The 22,510-nt window shown below is 69.4% G+C and carries 24 protein-coding genes; 17 read left to right on the top strand and 7 right to left on the bottom strand.

Annotated elements, in window-relative coordinates:
• Window positions 1–124 precede the first annotated feature (124 nt).
• The 8 genes from ACZ7L9_RS31190 to ACZ7L9_RS31225 all read left to right on the top strand — a co-directional run bounded on the left by ACZ7L9_RS31190 (window position 125) and on the right by ACZ7L9_RS31225 (window position 7,009).
• On the top strand, window positions 125–769 hold the full coding sequence (locus ACZ7L9_RS31190; RefSeq protein WP_471420465.1) for an HAD family hydrolase: 645 nt from the start codon (window positions 125–127) through the stop codon (window positions 767–769).
• Window positions 770–811: 42 nt separating this feature from the next.
• Window positions 812–2,017 carry an MFS transporter gene (locus ACZ7L9_RS31195; RefSeq protein ID WP_471420467.1) on the top strand — a complete coding sequence of 402 codons (1,206 nt, stop codon included), beginning with the start codon at window positions 812–814 and terminating at the stop codon, window positions 2,015–2,017.
• Window positions 1,986–3,158 carry an acetoin utilization protein AcuC gene (locus ACZ7L9_RS31200; protein ID WP_471420469.1) on the top strand — a complete coding sequence of 391 codons (1,173 nt, stop codon included), beginning with the start codon at window positions 1,986–1,988 and terminating at the stop codon, window positions 3,156–3,158. Before ACZ7L9_RS31195 ends, ACZ7L9_RS31200 begins: the two co-directional genes overlap by 32 nt.
• Window positions 3,159–3,279: 121 nt before the next feature.
• The gene (locus ACZ7L9_RS31205; protein ID WP_471420471.1) at window positions 3,280–4,095 is read left to right on the top strand and encodes a phosphatase; all 816 of its coding nucleotides are present in this window, start codon (window positions 3,280–3,282) and stop codon (window positions 4,093–4,095) included.
• 128 nt (window positions 4,096–4,223) lie between these two features.
• Window positions 4,224–4,436 carry a helix-turn-helix domain-containing protein gene (locus ACZ7L9_RS31210; protein ID WP_014046653.1) on the top strand — a complete coding sequence of 71 codons (213 nt, stop codon included), beginning with the start codon at window positions 4,224–4,226 and terminating at the stop codon, window positions 4,434–4,436.
• 109 nt (window positions 4,437–4,545) lie between these two features.
• Window positions 4,546–4,644 (top strand): 30S ribosomal protein bS22, encoded by a 99-nt coding sequence (locus ACZ7L9_RS31215; protein WP_003948845.1) that lies wholly within the window; start codon window positions 4,546–4,548, stop codon window positions 4,642–4,644.
• Between the two features lie 184 nt (window positions 4,645–4,828).
• Window positions 4,829–5,923, top strand: coding sequence for an NAD-dependent epimerase/dehydratase family protein (locus ACZ7L9_RS31220; RefSeq protein ID WP_471420473.1), 1,095 nt, complete (start codon window positions 4,829–4,831; stop codon window positions 5,921–5,923).
• 15 nt (window positions 5,924–5,938) lie between these two features.
• Window positions 5,939–7,009, top strand: coding sequence for a lysophospholipid acyltransferase family protein (locus ACZ7L9_RS31225; protein WP_471420475.1), 1,071 nt, complete (start codon window positions 5,939–5,941; stop codon window positions 7,007–7,009).
• A gap of 120 nt (window positions 7,010–7,129) precedes the next feature.
• On the opposite strand, the gene ACZ7L9_RS31230 is transcribed toward ACZ7L9_RS31225, so the two are convergent.
• From ACZ7L9_RS31230 to ACZ7L9_RS31240, 3 genes are all read right to left on the bottom strand, one after another.
• A complete protein-coding gene (locus ACZ7L9_RS31230; RefSeq protein WP_471420477.1) occupies window positions 7,130–8,317 on the bottom strand; it encodes a DUF5667 domain-containing protein in 1,188 nt (395 codons plus the stop codon).
• Between the two features lie 221 nt (window positions 8,318–8,538).
• Entirely contained in the window at window positions 8,539–9,315 is a 777-nt protein-coding gene (locus tag ACZ7L9_RS31235; RefSeq protein WP_030928170.1) for an ECF subfamily RNA polymerase sigma factor, BldN family, read from the bottom strand.
• 358 nt (window positions 9,316–9,673) lie between these two features.
• Window positions 9,674–10,639: an HAD family hydrolase gene (locus tag ACZ7L9_RS31240; protein WP_471420479.1), complete on the bottom strand. Its 966-nt coding sequence runs from the start codon at window positions 10,637–10,639 to the stop codon at window positions 9,674–9,676.
• Window positions 10,640–10,809: 170 nt separating this feature from the next.
• Between ACZ7L9_RS31240 and ACZ7L9_RS31245 the strand changes: the two genes are divergently transcribed.
• From ACZ7L9_RS31245 to hemB, 6 genes are all read left to right on the top strand, one after another.
• The gene (locus tag ACZ7L9_RS31245) at window positions 10,810–11,085 is read left to right on the top strand and encodes a glutaredoxin family protein (protein WP_471420482.1); all 276 of its coding nucleotides are present in this window, start codon (window positions 10,810–10,812) and stop codon (window positions 11,083–11,085) included.
• A 272-nt stretch (window positions 11,086–11,357) separates the two neighbouring features.
• Window positions 11,358–12,125 (top strand): redox-sensing transcriptional repressor Rex, encoded by a 768-nt coding sequence (locus ACZ7L9_RS31250; RefSeq protein ID WP_471420484.1) that lies wholly within the window; start codon window positions 11,358–11,360, stop codon window positions 12,123–12,125.
• On the top strand, window positions 12,122–13,615 hold the full coding sequence (locus tag ACZ7L9_RS31255; RefSeq protein WP_471420485.1) for a glutamyl-tRNA reductase: 1,494 nt from the start codon (window positions 12,122–12,124) through the stop codon (window positions 13,613–13,615). The genes ACZ7L9_RS31250 and ACZ7L9_RS31255 overlap by 4 nt, the downstream gene beginning before the upstream one ends.
• Complete coding sequence (gene hemC, locus ACZ7L9_RS31260; protein ID WP_389986284.1) at window positions 13,612–14,598, top strand: hydroxymethylbilane synthase; 987 nt, start codon at window positions 13,612–13,614, stop codon at window positions 14,596–14,598. Before ACZ7L9_RS31255 ends, hemC begins: the two co-directional genes overlap by 4 nt.
• Entirely contained in the window at window positions 14,595–16,265 is a 1,671-nt protein-coding gene (locus tag ACZ7L9_RS31265; protein ID WP_471420488.1) for a bifunctional uroporphyrinogen-III C-methyltransferase/uroporphyrinogen-III synthase, read from the top strand. Before hemC ends, ACZ7L9_RS31265 begins: the two co-directional genes overlap by 4 nt.
• Window positions 16,266–16,390: 125 nt before the next feature.
• The gene (hemB, locus tag ACZ7L9_RS31270) at window positions 16,391–17,389 is read left to right on the top strand and encodes a porphobilinogen synthase (RefSeq protein ID WP_471420490.1); all 999 of its coding nucleotides are present in this window, start codon (window positions 16,391–16,393) and stop codon (window positions 17,387–17,389) included.
• Between the two features lie 180 nt (window positions 17,390–17,569).
• Here hemB and map read toward each other — a convergent pair whose 3' ends face one another.
• The 4 genes from map to ACZ7L9_RS31290 all read right to left on the bottom strand — a co-directional run bounded on the left by map (window position 17,570) and on the right by ACZ7L9_RS31290 (window position 20,500).
• Window positions 17,570–18,352: a type I methionyl aminopeptidase gene (gene map / locus ACZ7L9_RS31275; protein ID WP_471420492.1), complete on the bottom strand. Its 783-nt coding sequence runs from the start codon at window positions 18,350–18,352 to the stop codon at window positions 17,570–17,572.
• Between the two features lie 272 nt (window positions 18,353–18,624).
• Window positions 18,625–18,969: a hypothetical protein gene (locus ACZ7L9_RS31280; RefSeq protein WP_471420493.1), complete on the bottom strand. Its 345-nt coding sequence runs from the start codon at window positions 18,967–18,969 to the stop codon at window positions 18,625–18,627.
• A gap of 159 nt (window positions 18,970–19,128) precedes the next feature.
• Window positions 19,129–19,812, bottom strand: coding sequence for a tyrosine-protein phosphatase (locus ACZ7L9_RS31285; RefSeq protein ID WP_471420495.1), 684 nt, complete (start codon window positions 19,810–19,812; stop codon window positions 19,129–19,131).
• Between the two features lie 124 nt (window positions 19,813–19,936).
• Window positions 19,937–20,500, bottom strand: a complete 564-nt coding sequence (locus ACZ7L9_RS31290) for a GNAT family N-acetyltransferase (RefSeq protein ID WP_471420652.1) — start codon at window positions 20,498–20,500, stop codon at window positions 19,937–19,939.
• Window positions 20,501–20,741: 241 nt separating this feature from the next.
• On the opposite strand from ACZ7L9_RS31290, the gene ACZ7L9_RS31295 reads away from it, so the two are divergent.
• The 3 genes from ACZ7L9_RS31295 (at window position 20,742) to ACZ7L9_RS31305 (ending at window position 22,506) form a co-directional block, all read left to right on the top strand.
• Complete coding sequence (locus ACZ7L9_RS31295) at window positions 20,742–21,188, top strand: SRPBCC domain-containing protein (RefSeq protein ID WP_471420498.1); 447 nt, start codon at window positions 20,742–20,744, stop codon at window positions 21,186–21,188.
• Window positions 21,185–21,541, top strand: a complete 357-nt coding sequence (locus ACZ7L9_RS31300; RefSeq protein ID WP_471420500.1) for an ArsR/SmtB family transcription factor — start codon at window positions 21,185–21,187, stop codon at window positions 21,539–21,541. Before ACZ7L9_RS31295 ends, ACZ7L9_RS31300 begins: the two co-directional genes overlap by 4 nt.
• 89 nt (window positions 21,542–21,630) lie before the next feature.
• Entirely contained in the window at window positions 21,631–22,506 is an 876-nt protein-coding gene (locus ACZ7L9_RS31305; protein ID WP_471420502.1) for a DUF899 family protein, read from the top strand.
• The last annotated feature ends 4 nt before the right edge of the window (window positions 22,507–22,510 follow it).

The following is a 22,510-nucleotide window of genomic DNA, read 5'->3' on the forward strand; positions in this document are numbered from 1 at the left end:
CGCCGATGGTACTGCAGGGGGGACCCTGTGGGAGAGTAGGACGCCGCCGAACTCCTTTTACGGGAAAGCCCCGTGCCCTTGTGGCACGGGGCTTTTCTGCGTTCGGAGCGTCTAGGCTCGATCCATGCGCTACGAACTGGTCATCTTCGACAACGACGGTGTGCTCGTGGACAGCGAGCCGATCTCCAACACCATCCTGTCCGAGTACCTCACGGAACTCGGGCACCCCACCTCGTACCAGGAGTGCCTTCGCGACTACATGGGGGCTGCCGTGCACCGAGTCCACGACCTCGTCGAGGAAAGGACCGGGGAGGAACTGCCCGCGGACTTCGACGAGACGCTCCACTCACGAATCTTCGCGGCCTTCCAGCAGGAGCTGGAACCGGTGGCGGGCGTGGACGAGGTGCTGGGGAAGCTCGTCGCCGACGGGGTCGCCTATTGCGTTGCGTCCTCCGGTAGTCATGAGCGGATCCGGGTCGGGCACCGCAAGACCGGGATGGACCAGTGGTTCGAGGAGGACTGGATCTTCAGCGTGGACGATGTGGCGCACGGAAAGCCGGCGCCCGATCTGTTCCTGCTCGCCGCCGAGCGGATGGGCGTTCCACCCGAGCGGTGTGTCGTCATCGAGGACAGCTCGCTCGGAGTGGAGGCGGCCCGGGCCGCGGGGATGGATGTGTACGGGTTTACGTCGATGATGCCCGCGGACCGGCTTTCCGGGGTGACCGGGCACTTCTCCGACATGAGTCAACTGCGGGAATTGCTCGCCTGATCCATCTACCCATGGGTAGAAACTGGCCCTACGCTCGCGGCCATGACACATGCTCGCTTGCGGCACGGCAGGGCCTCCCTCACGTTGAGCTTCTTCGTGCAGGGAGTCACCTTTGCTCTGCTCGTGACGCGGATTCCCGCCATCCAGGACCGATACGGGATATCCGACGGGCTGTTGCCGGTGTTCCTGGCCGCGGTGCCGATCCTGGCCGGGGTGGGCAGCGTCGTCACCGAGAAGGTGGTCGCGCGGGTGAGGCCAGGGGTCGTACTGAGGTGGGCGCAGCCTGTTGTGCTGCTTGCGCTGCTCGGCGCCGGGGCCGGGAGCGCGTTGTGGGAGGCGGCTCTGGCGCTCGGGGTGTTCGGGCTTGCCGTCGGGGCGCTCGATGCCTCCATGAACATGATGGGGGTCAGCCTTCAGCGGGCGTACGGGCGTTCCATCATGCTGGGGTTCCATGCCTCGTACAGCCTGGGCGGAATCGCGGGGGCGTCCATGGCGTGGGCCGGGGCACACTGGGATCTGTCGCTGCTGGTCTCGTACCTGCCGGCAGTGGTCGTGCTGCTGCCCGTAGCGTTCATCGGGAGCCGGTGGTACGCCGAGGGCGCGTCCGTTGAGGCGAGCCCGGTGGAGGGGCAGGGGAAGGGGGCCGCTTCGGTCTCCTTCAAGTTGCTGATGCCGCTCTGTCTGGTGATGAGCTTCGCGTACATCGGGGACTCGACGGTCTCCAACTGGAGCGCCAAGTATCTGCAGGACGTGCTGGGGAGTTCGGAGCAGCTGTCGACCGTTCCGTACAACGTCTACATGGTGACGACGCTGCTGGGGCGGGCTGTCGGGGACTTCGGGGTGCGGCGGTTCGGGGCGGTGACAGTGGTGCGGTTCGGGAGTGTGCTGGCCGCGGCCGGGTTCGCTGTGGTGGCAGTGGCCGGTGGGGCGTGGGTCGGGATGCTCGGGTTCACTCTGCTGGGTCTCGGTCTGTGTGTGATCGTGCCGCAGACGTTCGCCGCTGCCGGGCGGATGTTCCCCGGGGCGAGTGATACGGCCATCGCGCGGCTGAACGTCTTCAACTACGTGGGATTCCTGGTGGGGTCGCCGCTCGTGGGGGCGCTCGGGGACGCCTGGAGCTACCGGGGGGCGATGCTCGTACCGATGGTGCTGGTCCTTGCGACGCTCGTGTACGCCAAGTCGTTCGGCACGGAACCTGCCCGATACGGTGGCGGGCATGAGCGGCCGCGCACGGTTGATGTGGGATGACGCAGTAACGGGATACGACTTCGGCGAAAGTCATCCGATGGACCCCGTCAGACTCGCGCTGACGATGGGGCTGGTACGGGCGTTCGGGCTCGACCGCGCGGTGGATGTGGTGGCGGCCAAGCCGGCCGGGGAGTCCACCCTGCGGCTGGTGCACCGCGAGGACTATGTGGCCGCCGTGCGCGCCGCGTCGGCGGATCCGAAGCACGCCGATCAGAACTATGGGCTCGGGACGGTGGACGATCCCGCGTTCGCGGGGATGCACGAGGTGTCGGCGCTGATTGCCGGGCAGTCGGTGGCCGCGGCCGAGGCGGTGTGGCGTGGGGACACCGCGCATGCCGTGAACTTCACGGGCGGGCTGCACCATGCCATGCCGGGCGGTGCGGCGGGGTTCTGCATCTACAACGATCCGGCGCTCGCCATCGCGCGGCTGTTGGAGCTGGGTGCCGAGCGGGTCGCGTACATCGATGTGGACGTGCACCACGGGGACGGCGTGCAGGCGGCTTTCTGGGAGGACCCGCGGGTCCTGACCGTGTCGTTGCACGAACATCCGCGCACGCTGTTCCCGCAGACCGGCTGGCCGGAGGAGACCGGCGCCGGGGCCGGTGAGGGCAGTGCGGTGAACGTTGCGTTGCCGGCCGGTACGGGGGACGCGGGCTGGCTGCGGGCGTTCCATGCGGTGGTACCGGAGCTGCTGGCGGACTTCCGGCCGCAGGTACTGGTGAGTCAGCACGGGGCCGATACACACTTCGAGGACCCGCTCGCCCACCTGGCGGTGTCGCTGGACGCGCAGCGGGCGGTGATGGCCGCCTGTCACGATCTCGCCCACGAGTACGCGGAGGGCGGGCGTTGGGTGGCGCTCGGCGGGGGCGGATACGCGGTGGTCGACGTTGTGCCGCGGTCCTGGACGCATCTGGTGGGGATCGCCGCGCACGCGCCGGTGGATCCCGAGTCGGTGATTCCGGCCTCGTGGCGGGACGAGGTGTACGCGCGGACCCGGCAGCCGGGACCGGCCCGGATGACGGACGGGCGTACTCCTTCCTGGAAGTCGTGGGAGGAGGGGTACGACCCCGCGGACCGGGTGGACCAGGCGGTGCGGGCGACCAGGCGGGCGGCGTTCCCGTTGCGGGGGCTGCTGGCCTGAGGCGGGCAGGGCGGTCGCGGTGCGGCCGTTTCCGTGTGGTGATGAGGAACGGTTACGCCAACTGTGGGGCGTAACCGGACTTCTGGCCCCCCGTCCGGGTGATTGGGGCAGCATCGGTGGGGTGTTGAGCACCGGAGCGCTGCGTGCGCATCTGCTGGCGGCCCGGCTGGCCGGGCCCGTGGCCACATCGAGGGAAGCGAGCCTGCGGAGCTATCGGCTCTTCGCGGCCCGCGACCCGCGGGTGATGCTCGGCCTCGACCCCGAATGCCGCTGGGAAGAGCCCGATCTTCTTCGTCTGATGGCCGACAAGTGCGGTGTTTCGGACGATCCAGCTCATGTTTCGGGCCCTGATGTGATCGATCCGGAGCGGACCCTGGCAGCTCTGGATTCCTTCGCGGAGCGGCTGTCGCATGCGGCGGTCCGGCGGGCGCCGGTGCTGTTCGGGACCGGCCATCCGCATCGGCTGCTCGGTTTCTACGCAGAGCTGGCAGACGCCCTGTCGGCGGCCGGGTGCCCCGTACTCACCCCTGCGCAGGGCCGATGTGTCGACATAACGACCCGGTTCGGCGTACGCACGCACAACCTCGACTACGTACGAGGAGTCGCGATGGTGTGCGAACCGGGCGCGCGGACTCCCGGTGGTGACACCGGCGCACATACCCATTCACCGTTGCCGGTCCGGGTCGCTCTGGAGTCGGCGGCGCAGGGGCGCGGGCGGCTGCCGGAGCTGGTCGTCGGGGACCATGGATGGGTCTGCGGGGCAGGTCAGCTGGGCGTCGAGGCGATCGGTCTGGCGGATACGGACGATCCCGCGCTGTTCGTCGGAGAGGCGGAGGGGCGGGTGTCGGTCGCCGTTCCGCTCGATGACGCCGTACGGTCCGCCTACTACCGGCCGCTCACGCGCTATGTACTCAATCGGGCGTGTCTGTCACAGTAGGCGGCCGATCGTCTCTCCTCTTCCCCACTCGCATCACCCGCCCCTAATCTGGGGAGTGAGCGCACAACGACGAAGAGTCACCGGAGGGGAAGCCGGTGCGCGTCTCGTGCGGAAGGTACAGGTGGGTCATGGCTGCTGGCAGCGAGAGGCCTCTCAACGAGGTCAAGTTTCTGACTGTGGCGGAAGTCGCCTCGGTCATGAGGGTGTCGAAGATGACCGTGTACCGCTTGGTGCACAGCGGTCATCTGCCGGCGATCCGGGTGGGCAGGTCATTCCGGGTTCCGGAGCAAGCGGTTCACGAGTATCTCCGCGAGTCCTTTGTGGGGGTGGAGTCCGCCTGAGGTTCACCTCGGATTACGCCCCTCACGCGGTGGCGGGTAGGCTAGGCCGACGTAGGTCGTGTGGGCCCAGACGCCCCGCACCAGTGAAGAGAAGTGAGCGAGGGTAGTCGTGGGCTCTGTTATCAAGAAGCGGCGTAAGCGGATGGCCAAGAAGAAGCACCGCAAGCTGCTCAAGCGCACGCGCGTTCAGCGTCGCAACAAGAAGTAGGCGAACGCAGTTCGTGAATCCGCAGCCCTTCCGCCCATGTGGCGGGAGGGCTGCGGCGCGTTGTGGGGCGGTACCCGCATTCGGGCCAAAGTCTCGGCACAAGGCCGCCGTGCGGTCATCACAGGGCAACATCCACCCGCTACGGTGACGGCCAGGGGAATCCTTTCGACGGAAGGCGCTGATCTTGGGGAAGGTCGTGCTGGTCACGGGAGCGGCCCGGCAGCTGGGCGGCCGCTTCGTGCGGCGCATCCAGCGTGATCCGGAAGTGGACCGGGTGGTCGCCGTCGATGCGGTCACGCCCGGACACCGGCTGGGCGACGCCGACTTCGTGACGGCGGACATCCGCCAGCCCGCGATCGCCAGAGTCCTCGCCGAGCACTCCGTCGACACGGTCGTCCATCTGGACGTCTCCGCCAAGGCGGTCGGCACGGGTGGCCGGACGATGGTCAAGGAGACCAATGTCATCGGCACCATGCAGCTGCTCGGGGCCTGTCAGAAGGCGCCGAGCGTGCAGCGGCTGGTCGTCAAGTCCAGTACGAACGTGTACGGCTCCGCGCCCCGCGATCCGGCGGTCTTCACCGAGACCACCCCGCCCAAGTCCCTGCCGAGCGGGGGCTTCGCCAAGGACGTGGTGGAGGTCGAGGGGTACGTACGGGGCTTCGCGCGCCGTCGGCCGGACGTCGCCGTCTGCGTGCTCAGGTTCGCGAACATCCTGGGGCCGAAGGCGGATTCGCCGCTCGCCGACTATCTGTCGCTGCCGGTACTGCCCACGGTGTTCGGTTACGACCCGAGGCTCCAGTTCGTGCACGAGGACGATGTCGTCGGCGTACTGGGGATCGCCTCGCGCGAGCCGAGGCGCGGGACGCTGAACAGCGGCACCTTCAACATCGCCGGCGACGGCGTGCTGCTGCTCTCGCAGTGCTCGCGGCGGCTGGGGCGGCCGACGATGCCGTTGCTGCTGCCGGCGGTCACCTGGGTGGGCCAGGCGCTGCGTACGGTCGGCATGACGGACTTCTCGCCGGAGCAGATCCGGCTGCTCACCCACGGCCGGGTGGTATCCACCGTTCAGATGCGCGAGACGCTGGGCTTCCACCCGGAGTTCACCACCGCGGAGACGTTCGCGGAGTTCGCGCGCAGTCAGGGGCCGGGGCTGCTGCCGCCCGAGGCGGTGGGAAGGGCGGTCGACAGAGTGGCCGCCATGCCGTGCGCCGGGGCGGCCGACGATGGTCCGGGGATCACCGGAGCGGGCGACACGTACCCGACCCCCAGCGGCAGGTAGAGGAGCGCATCGACGATGGCGGATGCCAAGGTCATTCCGTTCGACGACGACCGTTCGCGGTCGGGCGGCGCGTCGCGCTCCGCGCGGCGCCGGTCCGCGGGGGGTGGCGGCCGGGGGCAGGGGCCCTCTGCGGCGGCACCAGTGGTCGGGACCGCGGCCGTCAGCGCCCTTCCCGGGCAGCAGGACGCCTCGCTGCCGCAGGGGGAGCCCCAGTGGGCCGGGCAGCCCCCGGAAGAGGCCGAGCGGGGCGGCTGGGACCGGCGGATCGCCGGCGGGCTCGCGTTCCTGCGACGGCGGGTCACCGGTGAGTACGACGTCGACGAGTTCGGGTACGACAAGGAGCTGACCGATCAGGTCCTGATGTCGATGCTGCGTCCGGTGTACGAGAAGTACTTCCGGGTCGAGGTGAAGGGAATCGAGAACATCCCGTCCGACGGCGGGGCGCTCATCGTGTCCAACCACTCGGGGACGCTGCCGCTCGACGGGCTGATGCTCCAGGTCGCCGTGCACGACAACCATCCGGCCGGGCGGCATCTGCGGCTGCTCGCCGCCGATCTTGTCTTCATGCTGCCGGTGGTCAACGAGCTCGCCCGCAAGGCCGGGCACACGCTGGCCTGTGCGGAGGACGCGGAGCGGCTGCTGCGGCGCGGTGAGCTCGTCGGGGTGATGCCGGAGGGCTTCAAGGGCATCGGCAAGCCGTTCGGCGAGCGGTACAAGCTGCAGCGCTTCGGGCGGGGCGGTTTCGTCTCGACGGCGCTGCGGGCCGGGGTGCCGATCGTTCCGTGCTCGATCGTGGGGGCGGAGGAGATCTACCCGATGATCGGCAACTCGAAGACGCTGGCGCGGCTGCTGGGCTTTCCGTACTTCCCGATCACGCCGACGTTTCCCTGGCTGGGGCCGCTCGGGGCGGTGCCGTTGCCGACGAAGTGGACGATCCAGTTCGGCGAGCCGATCTCCACGAGTGGGTATCCGGTGGAGGCGGCGGAGGACCCGATGCTGATGTTCAATCTGACGGATCAGGTGCGGGAGCAGATTCAGCACACGCTGTACAAGTTGTTGGTGCAGCGGAGGTCGGTCTTCTTTTGAGTCGGTGTTCCTCCGAGTCGGTGTTCCTCCGAGGGGAGTGCCGGGTGTGCCTGGTGCGGCTTTGTCCTCAATCACCGGACGGGCCTGTCCTTTCGTGCCCGTCCGGCGATCGAGGTGGTGTCAGTCCTTCAGGTCCTCGCTGTTGATTCCCAGGCCCGGGAGCAGGCCGGGGAGGAGCGGGGGCAGGGTTACGTCCGGCGTGGGCGGGGGGCTGATCCGGCCGTCGGCGGACGGGACGGTGCCCGGGGGCGGGGTGCCGAAGAGGCCGTCCGTGCCGCCGAGCAGGCCGTCGGTCGGGGCGCTGCCGGAGGCCGAGGGGTGGGGCGCCGTGCTGGGGCTCGTACGGCCGTGCGAGGCCTCCGGTGACGAGGGCGCGGAGTGGTCCGTACCGGACGATCCCGTGGCCTGTTCCGTGGCGTCCGACTGCCGCGAATCCCTGTTCCTGTCCGGGGTGCGGGGCAGCAGCGACTGCAGCGGTTCGACCTCATCGTCTATGGCGTCGAAGACCGAGTTGACCTGGTCCCCCACTTCGGTCAGCTGTACGGGCAGCCGGTCACGCAGGCTGCTCCAGCTGTCGCGGTGAGAGCGGGAGAAGGACTCCAAGGTCTGGATCGGGCCGATCGCGCCGTCCCGCTGGTAGGCCGCGTGGAGCAGGCGGTGGCCCTCGGTGGCGTCGTGCGTCATGCCGTTGAGCGTGCGCCTGACCTCGCCGAGCTGTTCGTGGTCGAGATCGCCGGAGCGGGCGCGCTCCATCAGCCGGCGGGCCTCGCTGAGCCGGGTCGATGCCTGGTCGAGGTAGACCTCGCCGCGGTCGGCGTCGCCGCTGGCCATGGTGAGGTGGATGTCCTCCATGCCGCGCTTGAGTCCGTACAGCGAATCACCCGGCAGGGCGTCGGAACTGGCAGCGGCCACTCCGCCGAAGGCCCCCGCCGCCACACCGACGGTGAGCCCGCCGGCCGCGAGGCCCTTCGTCCAGCGGGAGCGGGGACGCAATTTCCGGAGCGGGGAGGCCCGGTGGGCCCCCTTGGGTCGTTGTTCGGGCACCGTAGGGCCCGTGGATTCACCGCTCTCGGCGAACATGGCCTCCATGGCGGCGACGAGCTGGGCTCGCTGCACAACTTTGACTGCGGGATCCAATTCGGGCCGCGGTAGCTCACCGAGGCCGTTCGCCAGGGCCAACAGCGGTCCGTGGTCGGCCGGTTCGGCCGGTTCCTCGGGCTGTACGGCCGCCGCACCGCGGAGCGACTGCTCCTCCAGGGCCTGGGCGAAGGCGTTCGCCCGCCGGTGTGCCGAAACGTTTGCGATCACTGGCGGCACCTCCTCTCGTCATGACGGTCGACTCCCCTGATGGTCCGGAAGGTTGCACACCTTGAGCGCTTCCACACGAATGAGTGAGTGTCGGCGGACATGGGGCGACGACAGGGGGCCTGCAACCGGCACAACGAGGGGCGCGGCACATGGGTTACGCAAGAAAGATGATCGGACCAGTACGTGATGAATATCGCCGAGAGTGATTCGGCCGGGTGGGATCAGCGGGCGTCGTCCGGAAGGAGCCGGGCCAGGGTACGGACGGCGCGGTACTGCAGGGTCTTGATCGCGCCCTCGTTCTTGCCCATGACCCGGGCGGTCTCGGCGACCGAGAGGCCCTGCAGGAAGCGCAGGGTCACGCATTCCTGCTGTTGGGGGTTGAGTCGGCGCACGGCTTGCAACAGTGCGGCATTGGAGAGGGACTCCAGGACGGAGTCCTCGGGGCTGCGCTCGACCTCGTTGGCATCGAGCATTTCGCCGGTGGTCACCTCCAGCCGGAAGCGGCTGGATTTGAAGTGGTCGGCGACCAGGTTGCGGGCGATCGTGACCAGCCAGGCGCCGAAGTCGCGGCCCTGCCAGGTGAAGGTGGAGATGCGGCGCAGGGCGCGCAGGAAGGTCTCACTGGTGAGGTCCTCCGCCGTCGCCTTGCCGCCCACGCGGTAGTAGATGTAGCGATAGACGGTGTCGCTGTACTGGTCGTAGAGACGGCCGAAGGCGTCGGCCTCGCCGGCCTGTGCGCGCTCGACGAGATCCATCATGCGCGCGCTGTCGCTGTCGGCGGTGGGCCGGCGGACGGTGGACGTAGTAGTTGCGCCGCGGTTGCTGCGTCTTCCGACCGCCGCACCGCGTTCGGCCAGGGCGTAGCAAGGGCCGACAGGTGCAGGGGTGGCAAACGCGGGTACGGCGTACGCGGTGGGGACGAAGCCGCGCAAGCGGTCGGCGACCGTTGCGCGGAGCGTAGCCAGGCCCGAGGCGTCAACCCCGACGTGTGGGTACACGGGACTCCCAGAGGCAGAGCTTCCATCACGTGCAGTACGAAACCGTCACTCGTCGTAGTGAGTGGTGGGTTCCGGAATGCGTCTGAGGAGAATAACGCTTCGTACAGGCAGTGCTACACCCAGTTGCTCAAATCACCGATTACGTCGCTTCCGTAGCGACTAATCGATGCATCAAGTAGCACATCGTGACCGGTTATTGATCGGATTAGTTCGGGATCTGCCTGCGGGCGCGACGGGTTGTGGTCGGGTGCTAGCAATCCGACTGGCCGGAGCGGCCGGAGGGCAAGGGGTCGCGATCGGCGGCGGGTATCCGGGCGTGGCTCGGCGGCCCCGGCGGCCGGGAACGAACGCGTGTGCGTCAGCGGCGGCGGCGGTGCAGGGCGACGGCGGCCGCGGTGCCGCCCGCGAGGGCGCCGACGCCGGCCGCGGCCGGGATGCCGACCTTGGCGGCCTTGCGGCCCGTCCGGTAGTCCCGCAGCCGCCAGTCGAGGGCGCGGGCGTGCTTACGGAGCTTGGCGTCCGGGTTGATGGCGTACGGGTGGCCGACCAGGGACAGCATCGGGATGTCGTTGTGCGAATCGCTGTACGCCGCGCAGCGGTCGAGGTCCAGGTCCTCGGCGGCGGCCAGGGCGCGGACCGCCTCGGCCTTCGCGGGGCCGTGCAGCGGCTCGCCGACCAGGCGGCCGGTGTAGACGCCGTCGACGGATTCGGCGACGGTGCCGAGCGCGCCGGTCAGGCCGAGGCGGCGGGCGATGATCGTGGCGGTCTCGACCGGGGCGGCGGTGACCAGCCAGACCCGCTGCCCGGCGTCCAGGTGGGCCTGGGCGAGGGCGCGTGTGCCGGGCCAGATGCGGTCGGCCATGTACTCGTCGTAGATCTCCTCGCCGATGGACATCAGCTCGGAGACGCGGTGGCCCTTGACGATGGACAGGGCGCTGTCGCGGGCGTCCTGCATGTGCTCCGGGTCCTCGACGCCGGCCAGCCTGAACCAGGCCTGCTGCCAGGCGAACCGGGTCAGCTCGCGGCGCTGGAAGAACTTCCGCTTGTACAGGCCGCGGCCGAAGTGGAAGATCGCCGCGCCCTGCATCACGGTGTTGTCCAGGTCGAAGAAGGCGGCGGCCCGGTCGTCGCCGACGACGGGGAAGGCCGGCTCCTCGGCCGTGGTGGCGGCGGAGCTGCCCTGATCGGTGGTGGAGGGCTGGTCGTCGGGGAGTTCGCCGGGGAGGGCGGACTTCCGCGCTGCCTCAGCTGCTGCCTCGCCTGCCAGCACGCTCCGTGCTGTCGCGGGGCGCCTACGGGGTGTGAGCCATCCAAGAGCGGCCATGTCGTGAGCATAGCCAGTCGGTTCGGCCGTTCCGGACCTGCCGGGATGCCGTGCCGTGAACTCTCGGCTGCCGATTTGTTGAACGGGCGATTCGGGGCGTAACGGATCAAGGGTGGGGGCGGCGCGTCTTCCGCGCGGGGCGGCGGTCCCGTTCGGCGCAGAATGAAGGCATGAGTGCTCTGCTGCGACGTGCGAGGAAGAAGCCCGCGGACCGGGTGGTGACCCTGGTCGGGAAGCCCGGATGTCACCTCTGTGACGACGCGAGGGCGGTGGTGAAAGAGGTGTGCGAGGAGACCGGTGCGTCCTGGGAGGAGAAGGACATCACTCAGGACGAGGCGCTGCACCGGGAGTACTGGGAGCAGATCCCGGTCGTCCTGATTGATGACGAACAGCACACGTTCTGGCGGGTGGACCCGGCGAGGCTGCGCAGCGCACTGCTTTCGTGAGTGAAACCCGGTTACCATCATGGGCGTTTTGAGTGAACTCGGGGGAGTGGTTGTGAGGAGTGTGTGCCGCTTTGCCCCCTTCGGGCCTGCAACGGGCTGATGCGATCCTTGGTTCCGGGATCGCGCGACGAATGTGCGTGACCCCGGTCACTTTGACCGGACAAAACGGACACTATCTTTGTGCACGTGTTCACAAAGACATAGCCTGCATTCGACGGGGCGGTCCTGCTACATACGGCCGCCTGCAGCCCCGCTCATCCCGCAGGAGCACCGTGGCAACTGGCCGAACTCACCGACCGGCGACCCGTAGCCGAGGAATTCCCGAGGCCACCGTCGCCCGACTTCCGCTGTACCTGCGCGCACTGACCGCGCTCTCCGAGCGCTCGGTCCCCACGGTCTCGTCCGAGGAGCTCGCCGCGGCGGCGGGGGTCAACTCTGCCAAGTTGCGCAAGGACTTCAGCTACCTCGGGTCCTACGGAACGCGTGGTGTCGGGTACGACGTCGAGTATCTCGTCTACCAGATCTCCCGCGAACTCGGGCTCACCCAGGACTGGCCGGTCGCGATCGTCGGTATCGGTAACCTCGGCGCCGCGCTCGCCAACTACGGCGGTTTCGCCTCCCGTGGCTTCCGGGTCGCCGCACTGATCGACGCCGACCCCGCGATGACCGGTACGCCCGTCGCCGGCATCGCCGTCCAGCACACCGATGACCTGGACCGGATCATCAGCGACAACGGTGTGTCGATCGGCGTGATCACCACCCCGCCGGGTGCCGCGCAGCAGGTCTGCGACCGGCTCGTCGCCGCGGGCGTCACCTCCATCCTGAACTTCGCGCCGACGGTGCTCTCCGTGCCCGACGGCGTCGACGTCCGCAAGGTCGACCTCTCCATCGAACTCCAGATCCTCGCCTTCCACGAGCAGCGCAAGGCCGGCGAGGACGTCATCGAGGGCAGCCCGGACGCGGCCACGCCGCCCGCGCGCGCCGCCGCCGACAGCCGGAAGGGACCCGACGGGGACATGCCCGCCGTGATGCCGGCATGAGTCTTCTCGTAGTGGGGCTGAGCCACCGAAGCGCCCCCGTCTCCGTACTGGAACGGGCCTCGCTGGCTGCCGAGACGCAGGCCAAGCTGCTCCAGGACACCCTCGCCGCGGAGCCCGCGGCGGAGGCCGCCGTGCTGGCCACCTGCAACCGCATCGAGCTGTACGCCGACGTGGACAAGTTCCACGCGGGCGTCGCCGAGCTGTCCACGCTCCTCGCCCAGCACAGCGGCGTCGGTCTGGACGAGCTCACCCCGTATCTCTATGTGCACTACGAGGACCGGGCCGTCCACCATCTCTTCTCGGTGGCCTGCGGGCTGGACTCGATGGTCGTCGGCGAGGGTCAGATCCTCGGCCAGATCAAGGACGCGCTGGCGCAGGGGCAGGAGCTCCACACCGCCGGCCGGCTGCTGAACGATCTGTTCCAGCAGGCCCTGCGGGTCGGCAAGCGTGCCCACAGCGAGACCGGGATCGACCGGGCCGGGCAGTCGCTCGTCACCTTCGGTCTCGAACAGCTCGCAGCCGGTGCGGACGTCACCGACTGGGCCCGGGGCAAGCGGGCGCTGGTGATCGGCGCCGGCTCGATGTCCTCGCTGGCCGCTGCGACGCTGGCCCGTGCCGGTGTCGCCGAGATCGTCGTCGCCAACCGGACCAGGGCCCGCGCCGACCGGCTCGTCGAGATCCTGGGCCAGCCCGGCGGTACCGGAGTGGCCGCCCACGCCGTGGAGATGGCCGCCGTCGCCGACGAACTGACACGTGCCGACGTTGTTGTCTCGTGCACCGGCGCGACCGGTCTCGTGCTGACCGCCGAGGCCGTCGCCGGAGCGCTCGGCCTGGCCTTCGACCCCGCGCACGAGGCGCCCGCGGCCTCCGTCCCCGCGCCGCCCGCCGCCCCCGACCGGCATGCCGCCTGGGTGGAGAACGGCACCGCCGGTACGGTGCGCCAGGCCGTCCGCCGGGCCACCGTGCCCGCCCAGGGCGCCGGCCCCGTCCGCCTCGCCCTGCTCGACCTCGCCATGCCGCGCGACATCGACGGAGCCACCGCCCGCCTCGACGGCGTGCGCCTCGTCGACATCGAGTCGCTCGCCGAGGCATCGGCGGACGCCCCGATGGCCGCCGACGTGGACCAGGTGCGCACCATCGTCGCCGACGAGGTCGCCGCCTTCGGTGCCGCCCAGCGCGCCGCCCACATCACCCCGACCGTCGTCGCTCTGCGCACGATGGCCGCCGGAGTGGTCGCCGGCGAGATCGCGCGGCTCGACGGACGCCTCCCCGACCTGGACGAGAAGCAGCGCGCCGAGATCTCGCAGACCGTGCGCCGCGTCGTCGACAAGCTCCTGCACGCGCCCACCGTGCGGGTCAAGCAGCTCGCCAGCGAGCCCGGCGGCGCCGGGTACGCCGATGCGCTGCGGGAACTCTTCGACCTCGACCCGCAGACGGTCGCCGCCGTCTCCCGGGCAGACCTGAACGACCCGAATCGAGGGCGGTCATGACCGACAACTCACCCCAGCGCGCGCGGACCGACGCACCGCTCCGGCTGGGCACCCGGCGCAGCAAGCTCGCCATGGCGCAGTCCGGCCTCGTCGCCGACGCGGTCAGTGAGGTGACCGGGCGCGCCGTCGAGCTCGTCGAGATCACCACGTACGGCGACATCTCCCGGGAGCACCTCGCGCAGATCGGCGGCACCGGTGTGTTCGTCGCCGCGCTGCGCGACGCGCTGCTGCGCGGCGAGGTGGACTTCGCCGTCCACTCGCTCAAGGACCTGCCGACCACCCAGCCCGAGGGCCTCGTGCTGGCCGCTGTACCGGTGCGCGAGGACCCGCGTGACGTACTGGTGGCGCGGGACGGGCTGACCTTGGAGCAGCTGCCGTCCGGTGCCCGCATCGGCACCGGCTCGCCGCGCCGCATGGCGCAGCTCAACGCGTACGCCCGTAACCATGGCCTCGACATCGAGACCGTGCCGATCCGGGGGAACGTCGATACGCGTATCGGATTTGTCCGAAGCGGGGAGCTGGACGCGGTGGTACTCGCCGCGGCCGGGATCAGCCGCCTCGGCCGGACCGGTGAGGTGACCGACTTCCTGTCGGTCGACACCGTCCTGCCCGCTCCCGGTCAGGGAGCACTGGCGATCGAATGCGCTGTGACCAGCGCGGACCTCGCCGCTGCGCTCGCCGAGCTCGACGACCCGGTCACCCGGGCCGCCGTGACCGCCGAGCGTGCCCTGCTCGCCGCCCTGGAGGCCGGTTGTTCCGCACCTGTGGGTGCGCTGGCCGACCTCCTGGTCGACGGACAGGCTGTCAACGAACTGCGCCTGCGCGGTGTCGTCGGTTCCACCGACGGCTCCTCGCTGGTACAGATGTCCACCACCGGTCCCGTCCCCACGTCGCACGACGACGCGGCGGCCCTCGGTCGCGAACTCGCGGCCGAGATGCTCGCCAAGGGTGCGGCCGGTCTTATGGGGGAGCGAGCACTTTGAGCCCCACCGGCCCCGCCGCATCCGACTTTCCGGCCCTGTCCGCACAAGGGCACGTCACCTTCCTCGGCGCCGGTCCCGGCGACCCGGGACTGCTGACTCTGCGCGCCGTCGAGGCGCTCGCGAGCGCGGACGTCCTTGTCGCCGAGCCGGACGTTCTCGGCGCTGTTCGCTGCCATGCGCGGGCAGGGGTGAGCACGCCCGAGCTGACGGTTGTTGACGCGCAGTCAACAGCCGCCGGTGTTCCCGTTCTCAGGGATGCGGTCAATCTTGTCATGGAGGCAGCGAAGGGCGGCAGGCGGGTCGTGCGTGCCGTCTCCGGCGACCCGGGACTGGACGGGAACGCCGGCGCCGAGATGCTCGCCTGCGCGTCCGCCGGCATCCCCTTCGAGGTCGTGCCGGGTGTCGCCAACGTCGTGGGCGTGCCCGCGTACGCCGGTGTGCCGCTGCGTGATGCGCAGGGCGCCGACGTCCGGTTCGTCGACGCGCGTACCGCCTCGGACCGCTGCTGGACCGAGGTCGGCGCGAGCGATGCGACGGCTGTCGTCTCGACGACACTCGACTCGGTGGCCGCGGCCGCCGGTGAGCTGGTCGCGGCGGGCCGCAAGCCGGACACCCCACTGACCGTGACGGTGGCCGGTACGACCACCCGCCAGCGCACCTGGACGGCGACCCTCGGGACGATCGCCCAGGTCCTGAAGCAGGCGAAGGTCCTCCCGTCTCCGGACGGGCACCAGCCCGTCATAGCCGTGGTCGGTGAGCGCAACTCCGCCGCCCAGCGCGACCAACTCGCGTGGTTCGAGTCCAAGCCTCTCTTCGGCTGGAAGGTGCTCGTCCCGCGTACCAAGGAGCAGGCGGCGTCGCTCTCCGACCAGCTTCGTTCGTACGGTGCCGTGCCGCACGAGGTCCCGACGATCGCCGTCGAGCCGCCTCGTACGCCTCAGCAGATGGAGCGCGCGGTCAAGGGCCTGGTCACGGGCCGTTACGAGTGGATCGCCTTCACCAGCGTCAACGCGGTGAAGGCCGTCCGGGAGAAGTTCGAGGAGTACGGGCTCGATGCCCGAGCCTTCGCCGGGATCAAGGTCGCGGCCGTCGGCGAGCAGACCGCCGCCGCGCTCGTCGACTTCGGTGTGAAGCCGGACCTGGTGCCGTCCGGTGAGCAGTCGGCCGCCGGTCTGCTGGAGGACTGGCCGCCGTACGACCCGGTCTTCGACCCGATCGACCGCGTGTTCCTGCCGCGCGCCGACATCGCCACCGAGACGCTGGTGGCCGGGCTCATCGAGCTGGGCTGGGAGGTCGACGACGTCACCGCGTACCGCACGGTCCGCGCCTCGCCGCCGCCCGCCGACACGCGTGAGGCCATCAAGGGCGGCGGTTTCGACGCGGTGCTCTTCACCTCGTCGTCGACCGTACGGAACCTCGTCGGCATCGCGGGCAAGCCGCACAACGTGACGGTCATCGCGTGTATCGGCCCGGCGACGGCGAAGACCGCCGAGGAGCACGGGCTGCGCGTCGACGTCCTGTCGCCGGAGCCTTCGGTGACCAAGCTGGCCGAGGCCCTCGCCGAGTTCGGTGCGCACCGCCGGGAGGCGGCGAAGGAGGCCGGTGACCCGGTGACGCGGCCGAGCGAGCGGCGTCCGGGGGCGCGGCGACGTCGTACGACGACCTGACCGGTCGGTTCGTGGGTGTCGGGGGTCCGGCTGCTTCGGCAGCCGGACCCCTGCCCGTTCTCCGGTCTGTTTTTCCGGCACAGGTGTCGGTAAGACGGTGATGTGTACGGGTCTAGTCTCGAAGCATGACTGTGTACGGAAACTTCCCCGGCTCCCGCCCCCGGCGGCTGCGGACGACCCCGGTGATGCGGCGCATGGTCGCCGAGACACGGCTCGACCCGGCAAACCTGATCCTGCCCGCGTTCGTGCGCGAGGGCATCGACGCGCCCGTCGCGATCTCGGCCATGCCCGGTGTCCAGCAGCACACCCTGGACACGCTGCGGAAGGCCGCCGTCGAGGCGGTGTCGGCCGGGGTCTCCGGGATCATGCTCTTCGGCGTCCCCGCGGACGAGAAGAAGGACGGCCGGGGCTCGGCGGGCACGGACCCGGACGGCATCCTCCAGGCCGGTCTGCGCGCCGTGCGCGAGGAGGTCGGTGACGAGCTCGTCGTCATGTCGGACCTGTGCCTGGACGAGTACACGGACCACGGCCACTGCGGGGTCCTGACCGCCGACGGCCGCGTCGACAACGACGCGACGCTGGAGCGGTACGCCGAGATGGCTCAGGTCCAGGCCGACGCGGGCGCCCATGTGGTCGGCCCCAGCGGCATGATGGACGGCCAGGTCGGCGTCATCCGTGACGCGCTGGACCAGACGGGCCACGAGGACGTCTCGATCCTCGCCTACACGGCGAAGTACTCGTCGGCGTTCTACGGGCCGTTCCGCGAGGCCGTCGGGTCGTCGTTGAAGGGTGACCGCAAGACGTACCAGCAGGACCCGGCGAACACCCGTGAGTCCCTGCGCGAGCTGGCGCTCGACCTGGAGGAGGGCGCCGACATGGTCATGGTCAAGCCGGCCGGACCTTACCTCGACGTCCTCGCGAAGGTCGCCGACTCGGTGGACGTACCGGTCGCCGCGTACCAGATCAGTGGGGAGTACGCGATGATCGAGGCGGCGGCGGAGCGCGGCTGGATCGACCGGGACGCCGCCATTCTGGAGAGCCTGACCGGGATCCGGCGGGCCGGTGCGCAGATGATCCTGACGTACTGGGCGACGGAGGTCGCGCAGCGGCTGGGGCGGCACTGAGCGGAAGCGACGCCGGAGCGGGTGGCGTCCGTCCTCGCTCCCACCGCCGGTCGTCCTCGGCGTTGGTGCCCATCCCCTGAGTGATCGCCGCCGGACCCGTGAGCCCCCGCCTGTCCCCGATGCCGGGACGGGCGGGGGCTCTACGGCTGCTTGGAGAAGAGGAACACGGGGCCTTCGACCTCACGGCTGCGCTTGCTTGGGCAAGGTGAGGATTTCGGCTCCGTCGTCGGTGATAGCGATCGTGTGCTCACTGTGTGCTGTCCGGCAGCCTGTCGCACTTCGGAGCGTCCACCCGTCGGCATCAGTGACGAGTCGAGCAGTGTCCGCCATGACCCACGGCTCCAGTGCCAGCAGCAGCCCAGGGCGCAGTTTGTATCCACGGCCGGGCCGTCCGGTGTTCGGAACGTGCGGGTCCTGGTGCATCGTTGATCCGATGCCATGACCTCCGAACTCGGTGTTGACCGGGTACCCCGCCTCGCCGAGGACCGTGCCGATGGCATGGGAAATGTCGCCGATTCGAGCCCCGGGCCCGGCAGCGGCGATCCCTGCGCCCAGCGCGCGTTCGGTTGCACTGATCATCGCGACGCTCTCCGGGGGCTTTGCGTCGCCCACGATGAAGCTGATGGCAGCGTCTGCAGCGACTCCGCCCTTGGAGACGGCGAGGTCGAGTGTCAGCAGATCGCCGTCGGCAAGCGTGTAGTCGTGCGGCCGTCCGTGGAGCACGGCGTCGTTGACGGCCGTGCAGATGTAGTGGCCGAACGGGCCGCGTCCGAAGGACGGCTCGTAGTCGACGTAACAGGACACAGCTCCCGCCTCGACGATCGTGGCCCTGGCCCACCGGTCGATGTCCAGAAGGTTCGTGCCGATCGTGCTACGGCTCTTCAGCGTCTGCAGGATGTCGGCGACCAGGGCGCCTGTGTCTCTTGCTCGGGCCAGCATGGTGGGGTTCAGGATCTCGATCACGGGGCGCCCTTCTCAAGCAACCAATAACTATACCGGCATTACTATACCGGTATTTGGATTGGAGTCGTGGTCAGATCGCCGCTCACTCCCGCAGAGATCGAACGCGGACAGCGCCTCGGGCGCCCTCCTGCGTCGGGCCGGGGGAGAGCGCCCGCATACTCGCCCGCGTACCCGATGGCCGGTCCCGGCTTCGTCCTCGGACTGAAACTGCTCGGGGACGGCATCAGCATCCTCGCAGCGCGAGTACGCCGAGCCCTGGAGCCGCCGGAGGCTCAGGGCCAGTCGACCAGAGACATGAACACCACCCACGCGAAAACCACCGTGCCGGGGGCGAGTACGGCGAGCGCGACACAGGCCGGCGGTCTGCGCCGGTTGAGCACCCAACTCGCGACCAGCGCGATCAGGGCCAGGACCAGACCGCAGCAGAACACCGTCCACGCGGGATCGAAGCTCCTGCTGAACCGGTCGGATTCGGCTTCCGAGCAGGAGTCGCAGGCCATCGGCGAGAGCGCGGTGAAGGCCAGGGCGATGAACGCGAGCGGAAGCGTCACGATCGTGGAGACCAGCGAGGCGATCCAGGTGTGCCGGGGGCGGCTGTCCATGACGTTGTCGGGCATGCGTGCGATTCAACCGGGCGGCCGGGTACGGCACATGAGTCGTGGTACTCATCTGCCGTTCCGCGACGGCACGCATCTCGTCGACGGCTGCTGCTGCGGCCCGCAGAGGCGCCCGGCGGCCGGTGAGCCCGCGACCGGCGGCTGCCTCGACGGACCGCGTCAGGACAAGGCGATGTGCAACGCCTGCAACTCGGCCTCCTTGGCTCCGTGCGCCAGGAGATAGTCGGGCACGGACCCGTAGTGGCTGCGGACCCAGGTCATGGCGTGGAGCAGGTGAGTCGCGGTGACGGGACGGGTGCCGTGACCGGTCCGTGCCGCAGCTGAAGCCTTGGTGAGTCCCAGGGACGTGTTCGAGCGGAGGAAGTCCTCCGTGATCTCTGCTTCGGAGGCGTTCAGCAGAGTCTGAAGGATGGCGACGGTCACACCGGTGCGGTCCTTGCCGGAGGCGCAGTGGACAAGCGCGGGCAAGGCTCCGGGAACGATGAGCCGGCGGATGGTCGCCACGGTCGAACGCCCGGCGTGCTCGGCCATGGAGGGATAGAGCTCTCGTTGACCCTCGGGCCAACTCTGCTCGGCGAAGACGGGAAAGTGACTGTGTTCGTACCCGAGGTCGTGTCGCAGGTCGGGTCTGGCCGCCACCTCCGGCGTACTGCGCAGGCCGATCACACTGCGCAGGCCGAGTTCCTTCAGGTGCTGCGCGCCTTGCGGCGGCATGGCATCCAGGGCACCGGAACGGTAGAGGACCCCACGACGGAGGGACCCGATACCGCCCGCGTCGCGGAAGTTCCGGACGCCCGGGGTGTCGTTGAACGCACAGTCGGGCTGGTCAGTATGTGTGATCACAAAACGAATATATGAGACCCGTTCCGGCTCGTTGACGACCGCGCCTTGCCGCACGGTCACCGGGTCGCATGCCGCTCGCCGCTTGGAAGCGTCGCGGGTCACCTCCATGCCTTCATGCGAGATCTCAGCCTTGTCGGCGGAAGTCCAACATGCAGAAGACCTTGTCGTAGCGGCGTTCGCCGACGGCGACGAAGTCGGGCAGACGGCCGTATTCGGTGAAGCCCAGCGATCGGTAGAGGTGCAGGGCATTGCTGTTGTCGCCGCGCACATCCAGGGTGAGGACCTCGACGCCCGCCCGCCGGGCGTCAGCGATCAAGGCAGCGGTCAGCGCCCGACCGACGCCACGCCCATGGGCGGCGGCATCCACTGCGATCTTCTCCAGATCGGCGTGCGGCCGGTGGGTCGGTCGGGCGTAGCGCAGCCAGTACCCCAGCCCGACCAGCCGACGGTCGACGTAAGCGGCACGCAAGGCTCCGTCCCCGGCCTGCACCGCACTGACGACGTGGCCGAAGAGTTCCACCACCTCATGGAGTGGGGGTGGTTCGACCCAGCCGAGAGCGGCACCTCCGCGGACCAGGTCCGCCAGGATCCGGTGTGCCGACTCCGCGAACCGCGCTGCAAGGTCGGGATCGGACGTCAGCTCCATCGCGTCCAGAACGACCGGCTCAGCGGCCTCGCTGCTGGGCATGGCCGTATTCATGACCGGAAGCCTACCCAGCCGCCCATGGCCCAGCCGAGCCCCCGTTACTGACCCGCGCTCCCAGCCGGACAGCCGCCTGGCCAGCTAGGCCCTGTCCTGCCGGGTGTGTGAGTGGAGGGGCGCCGTTCTCATTCCCGCGGAGTCAACGCGCAACTCTGCGATTGCGCGTCGGGCCATCATGTGCAACTCTGGAGTTGCACATGATGGCGATAGGGATGGGAGCACGCCGATGAGTGAGGACCGGATCGAGCGCGAGACTCTGATCGCGGCATCGATCGAGCGGGTCTGGTCGCTGGTGGCAGAGCCCGGGTTCTGGGCGACTGACGAGGTGAACCTGTCCGGCGCCGTGGCCGAGGAAGGCGAGTCGACGGTGGCGAAGAACTCCGAGCACGGCGACTTCCCGGTGCGGGTGGAGAAGGTCGAGCCGCCGACGTACGTGGCGTACCGCTGGGTCAGCGCGTTCCCCGGAGAAGGGCTGCGCGAGGACAACAGCACCCTCGTGGAGTTCACGTTGATCCCGGAGGGAGACATGACGCGGCTGCGCGTCGTGGAGAGCGGGTTCGCGGCACTGCCCACCCCCGAGGGCAACCGCCGCAACGTGATCAAGGACCACACCAGTGGCTGGTCCCAGTGCTTCGACGCGATCAAGAAGCGCGCCGAGGACCTGCCGGCATGACCCATCGAGGTCACCACGTCGACGAGGCGGTGGACACTGTCATCGCCGCGCTCGCCGATCCCACACGGCGTAAGGTGCTCAGCCTGCTCGCCGAACAAGGGGAGGCCACCGCGACGACGCTCGCCGAGCGGCTGCCCATCTCGCGGCAGGCAGTGGTCAAGCACCTCGCCGTCCTCGACGCCGCCGGGCTCGTGACCGGCAGCCGGGTCGGCCGCGAGGCGCGGTACACCGTACGACCCGCAGCGCTGGACATGACCGCGAGGTGGATGGCCTCCCTCGCCGCCGACTGGGACCGGCGGTTGGCTCGGATCAAGCGCATCGCCGAAGCGGCAGAGCGGGACTCGCGCCAGTAACCCAGGGCTCGGCACGAGAAAGCCCCATGGCTGCAGAAGAAGGCCCCATCGCTATCGACACGCACATTCGTACGCAGACGGAGGCGACCATGAACGATGAATCGAAGCCCACCGCGACGCCAACTGCCGGTGGCAACGGCACCCCCGCGCTGCCACCGGTGGCCGATCGGGCCACCTGGCAGGCCGAAATCGATGCGCTGCGCGTGCGGGAGAAGGCGCATACCCGCGAAGGTGACGCCATCGCCGCGGCCCGCCGGAGGCTGCCCATGGTCGAGGTGGACGCCCATCTCAAGCTGATCGGCCCCGATGGGCCGGTGACCCTGCTCGACTCATTCGAAGGACGCAGGCAGCTCATCGCCTACTACTTCATGTGGAATCCTGGCCGGCCCGCATCCGAGCAGTGCGAAGGCTGCACGTACTACACCAGCCAGGTCGCCGAGCTGTCCTCCCTGCATTCCCGCGACATCACCTACGCGGTCTTCTGTATGGGACGCAACACCGTCGCCGAAGGGGCCGACCCTCAGGTGACGTACGACGCGAGCGTCCGCTATCGCGACTTCATGGGCTGGGACATGCCGTGGTACTCGGCACAACCCTCCCTCGACGCACTGCTCGTCGGACGCCGACTCGGCCTGTTCCACCTCGTGTGCTACCTGCGGGACGGTGACCGCGTCTTCGAGACCTACTGGACGACACGCCGCGGCGCAGAGGCAATGGACTACAGCTACGCGCTCATGGACCTCACCGCGTACGGACGCCAGGAGCGTTGGGAGGTCTCACCCCCCGGCTGGCCACAACAGTGCACCAACACGCGAACCGAAAGCGGCGCACCCTATTGGCCACCCGTATCGGAGTGGCCGGGCGGACGTCCCCTCGGCCAGTGGTCGCGCCTCGAAGAAGGGCGCTCCGATGACCTCGGAACCGCCGGGGCGGGGACGGCGCCCAGCCCTCACCGTTGTCACTAGTGCC

The sequence above is a fragment of the Streptomyces sp. NPDC111516 genome, assembly GCF_055635345.1.